This is a genomic window from Streptomyces deserti (assembly GCF_054782695.1).
This window is the reverse complement of record NZ_BAAGRZ010000128.1, coordinates 1-626: the sequence shown is the minus strand read 5'-3', so window position 1 is coordinate 626 and position 626 is coordinate 1. Positions and strand designations below refer to the sequence as shown.

1 protein-coding gene is annotated in these 626 nt (G+C 69.2%); it reads right to left on the bottom strand.

What is annotated here, in order from left to right; all coding sequences use genetic code 11:
• The coding region (locus ACYVMZ_RS39400) for an acyltransferase domain-containing protein (RefSeq protein ID WP_461088137.1) at positions 1 to 601 on the bottom strand (601 nt) is incomplete at its 3' end.
• Between the last annotated feature and the right edge of the window lie 25 nt (positions 602 to 626).

The following is a 626-nucleotide window of genomic DNA, read 5'->3' as shown; positions in this document are numbered from 1 at the left end:
CCTGGGCCGCGTCCTCCTCGACCGACAGCTCGGCGGCCAACTGCTCCAGATCCTCGCGCTCCACCGCCTCCCAGAAACGAGCGTCGATGTCGTCCACGACGGGCTGGGCGTCATTCGCACCCTCCGGCTCGGTCAGCCAGAAGTGCTCGCGCTGGAAGGCGTAGGTGGGCAGGTCGACCATCCGGGCGCCCGGGAACAGCGCCTTCCAGTCCAGCTCGACACCGTGCACGTGCGCCTCGGCGAGCGAGGCCATCAGGCGACGGGCACCGCCGTCGTCACGGCGGAGAGAGCCGAGCGTGGCGGCGTCGGAGTCCGTGTCGTCGATGGTGGCCTGGACCGGGACGGTCAGCACCGGGTGCGGGCTCATCTCCAGGAACAGAGTGTGTCCCTCGGCGAGCAGACCACGAGTCGCCTGTTCGAACAGAACCGTGTGACGCAGGTTGCGGTACCAGTACCCCGCGTCCATCGGCTCGTCCAGCCACTGCCCGGTGAGCGTGGAATACAGCGGAACGTCCGTCGAGCGTGCTGTCACCGGGGCCAGCACCTGGGCCAGGTGCTCCTCGATCGCCTCCACCTGCGCGGAGTGTGAGGCGTAGTCCACCGGAATCGTCCGCGCCCGGATGTCG